Source organism: Vibrio splendidus 12E03 (assembly GCF_000272105.2).
Taxonomy (GTDB): domain Bacteria; phylum Pseudomonadota; class Gammaproteobacteria; order Enterobacterales; family Vibrionaceae; genus Vibrio; species Vibrio splendidus_I.
Genome location: NZ_AJZD02000244.1, coordinates 1 through 11,500, shown reverse-complemented (window position 1 = coordinate 11,500; position 11,500 = coordinate 1). Strand labels below are relative to the sequence as shown.

The window sequence follows — 11,500 nt, the reverse complement described above, 5'->3', positions numbered from 1 at the left end:
AACAGCCGATCGCAATCACCGAAATACGCAAGAACGTCTATGCAAACCAAAAATATTGAAGAATTTGGGGCCAAGAATTTGTGATGGTGGGGCTCTGGTCGCATCACAAGCATAAACTCCCGTAACCCCCACCCTCATGCACTCTAGGTGACACTTTCAGTTCACCTAGAGTGCACGGATTTAAAGGGCTAACGAGAGATTTTATTGACAAAGTAACGTTGACACTTTTTTGGAAGAAATCTCAATCCAGATTCTAGTGCTAGTTCTTAAAAATCAACGGCGTTTTGAAGGAGAAAAAACGAGTAACTCTACGATTTTCAATACAACTCGTATAATAAAACTCGTAAAAGTGAGGTTGCCGAAGCAGAATTGCAACGGATATCCGAATTCGTGAATAAAAAGGAATAATATTGAGATGGTTGCAGCTATGAAAAAGAAGCGGCCTGATTAGCCAACTTTCCTTAGGCTCTTCTTTCTAGAATACTCGTAATGTCTTTTTTGAGTTCGTCTGAGAGACGTTCGAATTGTTCTGGTGCAACCAAGCCTTCCGCACACATTTGCATGAGCTGGATAAATGCTCGGCTTCGAGAATGGCCATCAAAGATAGACTTCATTTGCTTTTGAGATTCTTTAGAGTGCTGACACATAAAGTTGAACCTTTCCCCTACAGGTTCTGACTCATCAGTAATCGTTTTGATGGCTTCATCTAGCTGTCGAGTACAAAACAGTTGCGCTGCTTCACTCTTTATCTCGCAAAAGATTTTCCAATCAGACTCTTTGATATTCATACCGACCTCCATAAAGTGTCACTTTTTAGGGTAGAACATGGCACCGCGTTACGAGGTGATTTCTGCTATGAACGAAGCGGAAAGCGAAAGCAAAAAGAACTAGCCTGTAAGATTTGCTACAAAGTAAGTGGCCCTTTCATCTGAAAACAGTCTTCATATATATGAAATGACTTATATACATCTTTGGTTAAGTGTGTTTGACCAGTCAGGATAGAACCAAACACCGCAACTAACCCGTTAACACCATTTGATGCTTTCAAAACCTGTTCTAGCATAGCAACAGGGTATCCTTTGCTATGTCTATCTACAGCATGTAGGCCTCCATGAACATATGAACTTAGCGGCTTCCAAGAGTACTCTTTGAACTCCAGAATAGGACCTACTGCATTTTTCGGAGCCTTCTTTTCCAGTTGGCTTATCATTTCGCTCAACATCGGTAAGTTATTGGCTCTTTTCTGATTTTCTTCGTTTAACTCTGCCGTTAATTTACTTACCGCTATATCGCTCGCAGCATACAATACCCACATACCTTTCACTAAACTCTCGAACTGAAGCCTCAAAAGTCCAAGTGCAGAAGTAAAGTTTCTTGTCGCGAGCAAAATCTTTAAACTTTCAGCATGCTCCAAAGATACGCTACACATTATTTTGCTAACCCGAACCCTATCTGAATCATCAAACAAAGGTTGTCTCAGTATGTAGTCAACATAATTCTCATATTCTGCTGACCTTGCAAGTAAGTTATCGATGATCTACTCCTTGTTTTTCGTTTACTTCCATTGAGGTGTGAGCAACGCTAGCACCAAATTTAAACCATTACTCCGTAAGTACAACCCTCAACCTAGAGAGAATACCAAGTATTAGCTTACCCTAAAGAGCTGTTATGTATCGGACTCGATTTGTTCCAACATTGAAAGTAAAAAGAATGCGATGACGAAACAACTGTAATACCACAATGGTGCCAAAGACAGGTACGTATTAATTTTATCCGTAGCAAAAACACCAGCAAACCCAAATGTTAACAGGAGCAACACGATTAGATGAATAATTGATTGGTGAATGTATATATAGGCGTAGATTACAGCCATATAGAGCGCAGAACTAAAAAATGCTGCCCAAACGGTTTTGCCAACGAAAATCACCACGAATTGGACATAGTACCAGAAGCCAGAGCTGTCAGGTTCAATGGAGAAACTAAAACTACCCAGCGATAAAATGAATTCGGTTTGATATATATAACAGGCACACAATAACGGAAGAACTAAAACTGTGCTGAGATCTTTAAGATTTTTTATATCTGATATTTTTGGAACTGCATCCATTAAAACCGTCCTTTTTCATGATATACATAACGCTGTATTAAAGTATGGGCAACTCAATACCAAGCCACCGCATGCCACCTTAAACACTAAACGCAACGTATAATAAAATGCCACGCCTTGCGAATCAATTTCAAACAGATTGTTATGTGTATTGGTTGATATAAATCATATCTATTTTATTGCCTAGATGAGTAGAATGCCGCTCCTTTTATTCACAGAACAAGTAGAAGACTCAAGGCAGCTCTATTCAACATGAAAAGAAACATAATCATAATTGCTTTTATCGCATCATTAACTGGTTGTATGGCAACACAACAAGCAACCAAATCAGCAAGAACACCGACTAACAGCGTTAGTTCACAGTCAACTACAGCGTGTGTGTATGAAAATATGCCAGGATCTGAGTTTTCGTACACTGGCGAGTCCAAGTACTTCTCCCTTTACTTTGAAGACGATCAAGGTTATCTCGGTAGAAGTAATGTTGGAGAAACGCTAAAAGGTAGAAAGTTTAAATTCTCTGGAAATTTAAAACCTGACCATAAAACGTTTAATAAGTATCCCAAAGTACTAAACATCCAAGGTAAGGACTATTCATTTGATAGTAATGTTTCAACTGCTGTTATGTTTGAAGGTTGTACTGCCGCCCTATGGTTCAAAGGACATGTTAACTACAACGCACTGATAGAAAAAAAAGGCTTTGAAAAAACTAATGCCTCGCCCTTTAATGCCAATGACTTAGCATACGCGTATGGTACAGAAAATGTGAAGGAAGCCAGCTACGAACCAATAGTCACAACAGATGAATTTGCAGATTCATCTACGATTAAAACTGAATATCAAGATCGAATCCTCTTACGCACATGGTCTAATGGCAAACTGACTAGGAAGCCCAAAGTCTTCCAAGTATACGCAGATCTACTATTTCTCAATGATTGGGGGCACATCCGCACCGCTCGCACTAAAGATGGAAAAGTGCATGAGTTAACCAAAATTGATACCGATGTGGACTGTAATGGAAGCTTTGGCTGCTCTTTGACTGAAACTGTCGGCGTAACATTACCTCTTTCAATGCTAGAGAAAAACCCCAATGGATTTGAAATTAAGTTTTATGGGACTAGAGAGCAAGTAATCTTCATCAGTAGCTACCACGTCAAAACACTCCTCGTAGGAATTAGTCAAATTAAGTAAACCCCAGCTTTTACTATATTGAGCAGACCGAAATTAAAGTCTGCTCAGACACATAACGGCCACATTAAGGTGTGAACAACGCTAACACCTTACCTAAACCACTGTGCCATAAACACTAAACCTGCTTGAACTCAGGGTGCCAAGCGTTGAGAATCACTCTCAAATTTATTGTTCGCTTGTTTGTTTTTTTGCTCCCATTTGTAGCGAGTATACTGCTCTATAAATACTAGTGTTGAAATTACGAACCATACGCATAATAAATCTAATGGATTGACCAAGGATACTTCTTGTGTGCTTACCCAATAGACGCAGCCTCGTAAGTTGCTTAACACTTCCCATCCACAATATAAATAGAGTTCTATCAAAGGGGCTACGATTAAAAGTGAAAGTAGACCAAATACCGATGCAAATGTAGCGCATCGCCAAGGTGTGTCAGAATGACTCCATGAGTAAGTACAGATAAACGATAATAGAGCTAACCCTATAGATATTGAAAGCACACTATACGGCCCTGAGCCCATAAAAACAGAAATCGAACCTGCAGTAGCAGCACCAGCCAAAGCCGGCACATCGGTCTTTTTACCCGACACTATATTTCCTCATTACTATTAACTAGAAGTGAAAGCTAGACATAATGACCCCCACGAGGTGCTAGCCTCCAATTTCGTGGGTTAGCGTAAAGCCAGAGCCATAATTAGTGTGTTCAAACAACTAAATTTGGAGGCTAGCATGAATAACGATAGCATAATTTTCATTGGCTTAGATACGCATAAGTCATTTATCCAAGTCGCCGTCTTGCAAGAGCAACGCGGGGCTACACCTGAACATTTGGGACGGATAAAGTCTAACAAGTCCGCCCTCATTAAACTCACACAACAACTGCAATCTAAATATCCAAAAGCCACCCTCCATTTTGTCTACGAGGCTGGGCCATGTGGATACTGGACATACCGATTGCTCACCAGCCTTGGCCACTGCTGCTGTGTCATCGCTCCTTCCCTTATTCCAAAGAAATCAGGGGATAGAGTCAAAACAGATAAGAGGGATGCTGCAAAACTTGCCAAGCTTTTTAAGGCTGAAGAGCTTACGCCTATTTATGTGCCTGAATCTGAAGACGAGGCGATAAGTGATTTATCAAGGGCTCGAGAAACCGCGATGAAAGATCTTAAAGATGCAAAATTCCAACTCAAAGGCTTTCTTCTACGTAATAATGTACAAGCGACGGTGAATGATAACTGGTCTAAAAAGCATCTACGGTGGCTAACCGACCTCATTCTTCCCCATCACAGCCAACAGATTGTATTGCAAGAAATGATCATCACCATCAGTGAGCGGATGCAAAGATTACAACGGTTAGATAACGAGTTATTACACCAAGTCAAAAACTGGCGTTACTACCCTGTTGTCAAAGCCATTCAAGCTATGCGGGGGGTGCGACTCCTTGTTGCTCTCGGCACCATTGCCGAGCTCGGCGACCTACGTCGCTTCGACCATCCCAGAAAACTTATGGCTTATGTTGGCCTCGTACCGACTGAAAGCTCCAGTGGCGGTAAAACGAAGCGAGGGAGCCTCACCAAATGCGGAAACAGTCGAGCACGACGGTTGCTTATTGAGGGCGCACATACTTATAAGCACAAAGCTAATATCTCCGTCGAACTGCAACTGCGACAAGAAGGACTGCCCAAAGAAATTGTCGATATTGCTTGGCATGCTCAGCAACGATTATGTCGCCGCTATCAACGATTACTACAAAAAGGCAAACATCGAAACGTTGTCGTCGCCGCTATCGCAAGAGAAATGATCGCGTATATCTGGGCTATCGCAAGAGAGGTGGTCGTTAGCGCAGTCGAACCAAAAACACGGATTGCAAGGCTGCCTGTATGAGAAAAGAATTAGTGTTAACGCATTGGATAGAGCATCGGGTGTGGCACAAACACCGACGGCGTTAGGATGGCAATAAAGCTCGCGCTTTATTGAACCACGAGCATAGACTGAAGACAGGTGCCACGACGAAATAAGTAAGGTAGGCGCTGCTCATCTCGCGATGAGTAATCCACGTATATCAGCATGAGAACCGACGAAATTACTTGCTTCATCTATGCGTTAACACTATCTCAAAATAAACAAAAGGCTCTGAAATGTGGGAGCAGAAACTTCTACGTTTTAATTGACAGTGGGGGTCATATCAACGCCCTGTTAAGGGGTGAGCAACGCAATACCGAAGCCGCCGCATGCCACCTTAAACACTAAAACCAACGCATAGTGAAAATGCCACGCGTTGCGAATCCCTCTTGAACAGTTTGTTAGTACGTGCGCTACTTCTATTTGTGCGCTCCAAGATATTGAAAAGTAGCATGATATGAAAGGCTTTGAGCACTGAAGTGAGACGGGCAGCTATAAAAGTTAAACTCGATTGAAAAACGAAAGTTGGCTAGAAGAAAAACGCACTGAACTGCCCTACTTTCACTGGCTTCAAATTAGAAAAGGATTCGGTCTTAGTACTCCGACGACAGCATCAATTACAACCAAGGTTCTCTCAAAAGCCACCACGAAAATGAAGAAGCACCAAAGAAGTAGGTTAAGAGTTAGAAACCGTAAACGGTGAAATCAAAGCGAACACTCCGCATATAGTGCCACCGGATAGAACGTGAAAGGCACTAACTGAAAGGTGTAAATTCGAGCGCCAAAAAAGATAAACACCAGAACTTGTGACCTTTGATGTCAAACCCGTACTAACGCCGCGTTAAGTAGTGAGCAACGCTACCACTGAGCCCAACCATACCACCATAAACACAAAACCCAACGATGGAATGAAAAATGCCATGCGTTGGGAATCTGTCTTAAACGCTTTGTTAAGCTTCAATTAGGCATCTAGTAGTTCAGGTGCCTGCCCTATTAATGCAGCTATCTCATTTATAGCTTGGTGCTGCCTTTTCATTTCTGCCCATACGGTGGGATGCTGCTTCGTTTTGAATTTACTCAAGCTGTTTTCAAGTTCTGCTTGTGTTTTATTTGATGACTTATCTAAAACAAATGCTTTCATGGCATTGAGGTAGGCCTCATAAGCTTCAGCCCTTGCTTTCACCAAATAATCTCTAGTGTTCAACCTAAGCTTCTCAATCGTATACTCTGCCTTTTTCTTTTGGACAGCTCCAATTCCAGGAAAAGGTACAAAGTACATTGTAGCTAGATCTAGAACCATATATTCGAGAGGGTTTTCATTCCTTGGGTTAATAAAAGCATCATTTCCCGCTTGTGGACGAACAACAGGGTCGTTCTTCTTTCGTGCTAATTCCAAAATTTGATTATTTTGATCAATCACGGCAAAAAAATTGTTTTTAGGGCCATTACATGGGCCGCATGCGTATAAGTAATTTCCCCAGACAAAGGTATCCTCTGGGTATAGATCCTTAGGCTTAACATGTTCGACTTCATCTGCTGCTGAGTCTTCACAATAGTTGCACCTTTTGCTCCCTACACACATTAAAGTCAGTGTAGATTTTACCGTTTCAAAATTAGTCCCACCTTTGTTAGACCATAATGATTTACCTTTAATAACCTGTTGGGCATAGTCTGGTAAGGCATTAATTTCAGCTTGTTTGTTAGCTAAATATGTTAATGCTGCTTGAGCTAACGGTGTTTGCGGAATTTCAATCATTAACCTTTTCCTACACGCCAGTACCAAAAATACCCTGAATCCGCTGTTTTTCAGCAAATTCCTCCTCTGTTAACTCACCTCCAAACTGAACTTTTATATTAAGTTCAGCTAAATGCTTTAAGAGTCCCTGTGCTTCTTCGGAGCGCTCAATGCCTATACCAAACACATCAGAGCTCAGTGCTTCCAAGATGTTTCCGTATAAAAGACGATCAAGCTCCACCCCCCTAACTCGATAGCCTTTTTTATTCTCAATAAAATTAGGCAGTTTCCATATCGAACCTGAGCCAGCACTTTGGCAAACTAAAGGACTATGTGTTGAAACGATAAACTGAATCTTAGGAAAATGTTCTGTAAACCATTTACCGATCTTTCGCTGCCATATTGGATGCAGGTGGACATCAATTTCATCAATGAAGACTACGCCAGGATATACGATAGAGTTACCTTCAGAACAGAAAATATTTTCTGTTTCATAACAATCAACCATTTGGCGAATAAGCTCTAAAGTCATACTTAGTACCGAGCGATATCCATCACTAAGTGATTCAATGTTCACTTGTGCCTTATTGCTATCGATAAATTCAATGCCATCAGAAGAAACACCTTCGAATTTAACTCCATTAGGTAAAAAGTCGTCTTGGTTAACAAAATCTTTAATTTTCTTCAGAAGATTAGCTTCAATTGAGTTTGGCTTTTCTAACTCTTTGAATCGGAGTTCTTTTAACCATTCCAGAGTTTCTGTTAATGCAACATCTTCACCAAACACCGATAAGTGTCTAGCTAATAATGGAGATGAATAGAATAATTTTTGATAATCGCTATTCCCCCCTGAAAACCGTCTAAACGGTCCATATGAAACTGAAAACCAGCCTTTTTTACCACTCCAAACATGCCTATTTGGTGAGTTTCTTGAGTGTGTAGTAAAACTTCCTTCATCTGTTATTTTCAGAGTATAAGAGAGGTTATCGACCTGTTGTTTTCCTTTTTGCGCCCAGTTATCAAGAGCTCTATCTTGGATCAACTCCATACGAATTAGCGCACTCTCAGCCCCTTTCTTGACCCATTCTAGAAAAGCATGTCGAGATTTATTCGCCTCTTGAGGTCCCATTAAACCAACTGCTGCCGCTCTAATGAACGTTGATTTTCCAGCCCCATTATTTCCTAAAATGACGTGCCACCCAGCAGGGTCCTCCTTCTCATCAAGTTCATAGGCAAAACGTTTAAAGGTTTTAATATTTTCTAAATCTATCTTTTTTATATACATTTTTGACACGCCATTATCAAAGTTAAGATGATTATACGTAAGATATTCAAACTATTCATCTTTCTTGAAGAAGCGCTGTGTGAATGAAGCTTAACGCCCAATTAAGGTGTGAGGCACGCAATACAATGCTCCCGCATACCACCTTAATCACTAAAACCAACGCATAGTAAACATGCCACGCGTGCCGAATCACTCTTAAATTGTTTGTTAGTTGCCCATCTCAAAGCTTAGTGCTAACATTTGTACACACACCAGCAAAGGAATAAATCATGGACACTAGAATTCAATTTCGTGTTGATGAAGAAACAAAACGCCTAGCTCAACAAATGGCTGAAAGCCAAGGTCGAACTCTAAGTGATGCTTGCCGTGAGCTTACTGAGCAACTCGCTGAACAACAAAGAAAAACATTATCTCACGATGCATGGCTAACTGAACAAGTAAACCTAGCATTTGAGAAGTTTGACTCAGGAAAATCCGTTTTCGTTGAGCATCAAACTGCTAAGTCTCGAATGGAAGAGCGCAAAGCCAGAATCCGTAATCGAGGTAAGCAATGATTTTATGGGAAGAGGAGTCACTTAGTGATCGTGAAAAGATCTTCGAGTTTCTCTATGACTTTAACCCTGATGCGGCAGAAAAAACTGACAACCTCATTGAAGCAAAAGTAGAAAACTTGCTTGAACAACCTTTAATGGGTGTACAACGCGATGGCATCCGCGGACGATTGCTCATCATTCCTGATATTTCGATGATTGTGTCTTACTGGGTCGAAGGCGATATCATCCGAGTTATGCGTGTACTCCACCAGAAACAAAAATTCCCTACGGATTGATTACTCGCTCCGGGGAACTAACGCCGCGTTAAGTAGTGAGCAACACAACCACGAAACCTAACCATGCCACCGTAAACACTATACTTGATTCAAACTAAAAATGCCGAGCGTTGCGAATCTGTCTTAAACGCTTTGTTATACATTATTTCGACCGCATATCTAAATGGTATCTAAAGAAGTCTAGTGGTTTTATCAGTACAAATGACCAAGCTAAAAGAGCAACTGCGGTGACTTGCGTATATGGAGGAGTTATCCCAGAGAAGTAAGCTGGAAATAGACCTATTAACCCTAAAGGCATAAGAAAAGTACCTAAATATGGCTTTATTTGAGCATTATAGCCCAACAATCGCTCCGCAATAACAATAAAAAATACAACCACAACACCTATGATAATACCTAGAAAAAATGCTGCTATGTAGCCCCAAACCAACCCTAGATTTTGGACGAAATATTCTCCAAATTCTGCAATTAACGAGCAAATAATGGCAGGTATAAAAATCTTCGTAGATAAGTCATCTACTGCTTTCGCATATGTACTACCAAAGGTTTCCACGAATCAAAAATCTCCATAATGTATAACGCCCAATTAAGGGGTGAGCAACGCTACCACCCAAACCTAAAGCATTGTGCCATAAACACTTAATTTGAAGTAGAATCAAAAATGCCAAGCGTTGGGAATCCCTCTTAAATTGCTTGTTATATGCGTACTAGAAACTACATTGAAACTGCTTCGATTTTGTTTCCATCTAAGTCACGTACGAATGCTGCATAGTAACTTTCACCATACTCTGGTCTTAAGCCTGGTTTACCTGCACATGAGCCACCTAATTCAATGGCTGTCGCATAGAACTGGTCAACAGCTTCTTTTGAAGGCGCATTGAAAGCAATATGAGCACCATTACTTGATGCTGCTTTTCCTTCGCAAGGGCTTCCGGCCCAAAATTCAAAGTTTTCACCATAAGCCGCTGCGATCTTCTCTATATAGTGAGCACGCTTAATAGACAACGTAGAAAGAACTGAGTCATAAAAACCGACTGCTTTTACCACATCAGAAGCACCAACTGAGACGTGATTTAGAATCATTTTTAAGTCCTTGTATTATTTGAAACTTGAAAGCATATAACGCCGCATTAAGGTGTGAGCAGCGCTTGGCTATACTTGAGCGAAGCGAAACTGCCAAGCGTTGCGAATCACTCTTAAATGCTTTGTTAAAGGTCAGTTTTCGCCTCTTCCAGAGCCTGTTTTTGAATATTTTCTAGAACTTCCTCAGTTAACCCATACTTTGCTGCGACACTCATTGTGATCGGGTTTAGGATGTCCTCAACTTGATTGAACAACTCTATTGATTTTTCCAATCCAGTAATCATCTTATTACGCCCAGACTCGTTCATAAAATCCATAGCCTTAGCTTGGAAATAGCTATGAGCTAAGAAGTTGCGTTCCTTGAGAGCCTTAGCCAACAACGATTCTGTAGTCGATTGAAGTACATTTAAAGATTTTAGGTGTCCTATTAGCCTACCCATCGTCTTATCACTAACTTCCTGATCAAAGCTATCAAACTTAGCCTCCCACTCCTCTTGGGTGTGTTTAGACTTTGCCTCTCTTTCGTATAAATCACAAAAGATGAGCAACTGAATAATTGATTGTTCCACACATTGCGCACGATACATCGCTAAACCGTAATATGCGTAAACTTCTTTACAATGTTCTGATTTGTCCATACTGACCTTTAACGCCGCGTTAAGTGGTGAACAACGCCAACCACCAAACCTAAACTATTGTACCTTAAATACTAAAACTGATTTAAACCAAAACCGCCAAGCGTTGTGAATCCGTCTTAAACGCCTTGTTATACGTTTAGTCAACCTTACTGCCCGCTTTACCCTGGTAACCATTTAAAAACCAAGTATCGTAGCTACATTCCTGTGATGGTGAAGCTTTACCATTTGGTTCACCTAACATCTGCCTAACAAACTTACTACCTTCTGTGCTTTTAGTTGCTCGAATAATATTAAGGCTGTGATGAATAAATGTAGAGTCACCTTGTCCTTTATAATACCGAACACACATATCCCTATTTTTACTTAAATAACCACTATCTTGCAGTAATTTAGATAGCTCAAACGATTGACATTTCGAAAAAGCGATTTCTTTCATATCTCATAGACTCCAATAACGTATAACGCCCAATTAAGGGGTGAACAACGCCACCACCCACACCTAACGCATTGTGCCATAAACACTAAATTTGAAGTAGAAGCAAAAATGCCAAGCGTTGTGAATCCCTCTTAAATTGCTTGTTATATGCGTACTCGAAGCTACATTGAAACTGCTTCGATTTTGTTTCCGTCTAAGTCACGAACGAATGCTGCATAGTAAGTTTCACCATACTCTGGTCTTAAGCCTGGCTTACCTGCACATGAACCACCTAATTCAATGGCTGTCGCATAGAAC

13 protein-coding genes and 1 pseudogene are annotated in these 11,500 nt (G+C 40.8%); 4 read left to right on the top strand and 10 right to left on the bottom strand.

Going from position 1 to position 11,500, the window contains the following annotated elements:
• Window positions 1-461: 461 nt before the first annotated feature.
• The 3 genes from A142_RS15855 to A142_RS15845 form a co-directional block, all read right to left on the bottom strand.
• Complete coding sequence (locus A142_RS15855) at window positions 462-788, bottom strand: hypothetical protein (RefSeq protein WP_019820691.1); 327 nt, start codon at window positions 786-788, stop codon at window positions 462-464.
• Between the two features lie 116 nt (window positions 789-904).
• On the bottom strand, window positions 905-1,468 hold the full coding sequence (locus tag A142_RS15850; RefSeq protein WP_241813127.1) for a DUF6988 family protein: 564 nt from the start codon (window positions 1,466-1,468) through the stop codon (window positions 905-907).
• A gap of 198 nt (window positions 1,469-1,666) precedes the next feature.
• Window positions 1,667-2,107, bottom strand: coding sequence for a hypothetical protein (locus A142_RS15845; protein ID WP_019820689.1), 441 nt, complete (start codon window positions 2,105-2,107; stop codon window positions 1,667-1,669).
• A 252-nt stretch (window positions 2,108-2,359) separates the two neighbouring features.
• Between A142_RS15845 and A142_RS15840 the strand changes: the two genes are divergently transcribed.
• Window positions 2,360-3,295 (top strand): hypothetical protein, encoded by a 936-nt coding sequence (locus tag A142_RS15840; RefSeq protein ID WP_019820688.1) that lies wholly within the window; start codon window positions 2,360-2,362, stop codon window positions 3,293-3,295.
• Between the two features lie 729 nt (window positions 3,296-4,024).
• Window positions 4,025-5,179 carry an IS110 family transposase gene (locus tag A142_RS15835; protein WP_019820687.1) on the top strand — a complete coding sequence of 385 codons (1,155 nt, stop codon included), beginning with the start codon at window positions 4,025-4,027 and terminating at the stop codon, window positions 5,177-5,179.
• A 979-nt stretch (window positions 5,180-6,158) separates the two neighbouring features.
• Here the strand turns inward: A142_RS15835 and A142_RS15830 are convergent.
• A complete protein-coding gene (locus tag A142_RS15830; RefSeq protein WP_019820686.1) occupies window positions 6,159-6,953 on the bottom strand; it encodes a hypothetical protein in 795 nt (264 codons plus the stop codon).
• Between the two features lie 10 nt (window positions 6,954-6,963).
• Window positions 6,964-8,217 carry an AAA family ATPase gene (locus A142_RS15825; protein ID WP_019820685.1) on the bottom strand — a complete coding sequence of 418 codons (1,254 nt, stop codon included), beginning with the start codon at window positions 8,215-8,217 and terminating at the stop codon, window positions 6,964-6,966.
• A gap of 269 nt (window positions 8,218-8,486) precedes the next feature.
• On the opposite strand from A142_RS15825, the gene A142_RS15820 reads away from it, so the two are divergent.
• The gene (locus A142_RS15820) at window positions 8,487-8,771 is read left to right on the top strand and encodes a type II toxin-antitoxin system RelB/DinJ family antitoxin (protein WP_005398409.1); all 285 of its coding nucleotides are present in this window, start codon (window positions 8,487-8,489) and stop codon (window positions 8,769-8,771) included.
• The gene (locus A142_RS15815) at window positions 8,768-9,046 is read left to right on the top strand and encodes a type II toxin-antitoxin system mRNA interferase toxin, RelE/StbE family (protein WP_019820681.1); all 279 of its coding nucleotides are present in this window, start codon (window positions 8,768-8,770) and stop codon (window positions 9,044-9,046) included. The genes A142_RS15820 and A142_RS15815 overlap by 4 nt, the downstream gene beginning before the upstream one ends.
• A 142-nt stretch (window positions 9,047-9,188) precedes the next feature.
• On the opposite strand, the gene A142_RS15810 is transcribed toward A142_RS15815, so the two are convergent.
• The 5 genes and pseudogenes from A142_RS15810 to A142_RS15790 all read right to left on the bottom strand — a co-directional run.
• On the bottom strand, window positions 9,189-9,599 hold the full coding sequence (locus A142_RS15810) for a hypothetical protein (protein ID WP_019820679.1): 411 nt from the start codon (window positions 9,597-9,599) through the stop codon (window positions 9,189-9,191).
• Window positions 9,600-9,760: 161 nt separating this feature from the next.
• Window positions 9,761-10,129 (bottom strand): VOC family protein, encoded by a 369-nt coding sequence (locus tag A142_RS15805; protein ID WP_019820677.1) that lies wholly within the window; start codon window positions 10,127-10,129, stop codon window positions 9,761-9,763.
• A 125-nt stretch (window positions 10,130-10,254) separates the two neighbouring features.
• Window positions 10,255-10,767, bottom strand: coding sequence for a hypothetical protein (locus A142_RS24795; protein WP_019820675.1), 513 nt, complete (start codon window positions 10,765-10,767; stop codon window positions 10,255-10,257).
• A 136-nt stretch (window positions 10,768-10,903) separates the two neighbouring features.
• On the bottom strand, window positions 10,904-11,203 hold the full coding sequence (locus A142_RS15795; protein WP_019820673.1) for a hypothetical protein: 300 nt from the start codon (window positions 11,201-11,203) through the stop codon (window positions 10,904-10,906).
• Window positions 11,204-11,364: 161 nt separating this feature from the next.
• Window positions 11,365-11,500, bottom strand: a pseudogene (locus tag A142_RS15790) (VOC family protein); the annotation flags it as partial.

What these genes read in the sequence shown, in the direction of transcription:
- A142_RS15830 (WP_019820686.1), bottom strand. Translation starts at nt 6,953, where the DNA reads ATGATTGAAATTCCGCAAACACCGTTAGCTCAAGCAGCATTAACATAT.
- A142_RS15805 (WP_019820677.1), bottom strand. Translation starts at nt 10,129, where the DNA reads ATGATTCTAAATCACGTCTCAGTTGGTGCTTCTGATGTGGTAAAAGCA.
- A142_RS15820 (WP_005398409.1), top strand. Translation starts at nt 8,487, where the DNA reads ATGGACACTAGAATTCAATTTCGTGTTGATGAAGAAACAAAACGCCTA.
- A142_RS15845 (WP_019820689.1), bottom strand. Translation starts at nt 2,107, where the DNA reads ATGGATGCAGTTCCAAAAATATCAGATATAAAAAATCTTAAAGATCTC.
- A142_RS15855 (WP_019820691.1), bottom strand. Translation starts at nt 788, where the DNA reads ATGAATATCAAAGAGTCTGATTGGAAAATCTTTTGCGAGATAAAGAGT.
- A142_RS24795 (WP_019820675.1), bottom strand. Translation starts at nt 10,767, where the DNA reads ATGGACAAATCAGAACATTGTAAAGAAGTTTACGCATATTACGGTTTA.
- A142_RS15795 (WP_019820673.1), bottom strand. Translation starts at nt 11,203, where the DNA reads ATGAAAGAAATCGCTTTTTCGAAATGTCAATCGTTTGAGCTATCTAAA.
- A142_RS15835 (WP_019820687.1), top strand. Translation starts at nt 4,025, where the DNA reads ATGAATAACGATAGCATAATTTTCATTGGCTTAGATACGCATAAGTCA.
- A142_RS15815 (WP_019820681.1), top strand. Translation starts at nt 8,768, where the DNA reads ATGATTTTATGGGAAGAGGAGTCACTTAGTGATCGTGAAAAGATCTTC.
- A142_RS15840 (WP_019820688.1), top strand. Translation starts at nt 2,360, where the DNA reads ATGAAAAGAAACATAATCATAATTGCTTTTATCGCATCATTAACTGGT.
- A142_RS15825 (WP_019820685.1), bottom strand. Translation starts at nt 8,217, where the DNA reads ATGTATATAAAAAAGATAGATTTAGAAAATATTAAAACCTTTAAACGT.